Origin of the sequence: Paraburkholderia sp. XV, assembly GCF_020177535.1 — a bacterium.
In the GTDB taxonomy this organism is placed as follows: Bacteria; Pseudomonadota; Gammaproteobacteria; order Burkholderiales; family Burkholderiaceae; genus Paraburkholderia; species Paraburkholderia caribensis.
Map to the genome: position 1 here is coordinate 1 of NZ_JAGUUD010000278.1, position 519 is coordinate 519.

Annotated in this window: 1 protein-coding gene; it reads left to right on the forward strand. The window is 65.1% G+C overall.

Annotated elements, in window-relative coordinates:
- The coding region (locus tag KFO72_RS41920; protein WP_225034568.1) for a PAS domain S-box protein at nucleotides 1-519 on the forward strand (519 nt) is incomplete at both ends.

Sequence of the window (519 nt, forward strand, 5' to 3'; positions counted from 1 at the left end):
AGGTACGCGACGATCTCGAACGGCGCGTCGCGTTGCGCACGGAAGAACTGGCGCGTGCCAATGCCAATCTGCAGGCGAGCGAAGCGCGCTTTCGCGCGATCGTCGAAACGAGTCCGGTGCCGTTGTGCATCACGTCGATGTTGGATGGGCGCATCCTGTACGGGAACGCGCCGCTGCGCGCGCTGTTCGGCATAAGCGAGGGCGTGGCCGCGAACATCGCCGACTTCTACGCGCACCCACTGGAGCGCGAACGGCTGATCGGGCATTTGAGAACGCATGGCAGTCTGCGCGATACGGAGGTCCTGTTCCAGCGCCGCGACGGCACGCGGTTCTGGGCAATGGCGACGGCGCGCGTCGCGACCTATGACGATTGGCCCGCCATCTATGTCGGGTTGAACGACATCACTGGCCGCAAGCAGGTCGAGCAGGCGCTGGTCGAATCGCGCGAGCAGCAGCGCCAGCTGTCCGCCTACATGGAGGCGATCCGCGAAGAGGAGCGAAAGCGCATCGCGATGGAGA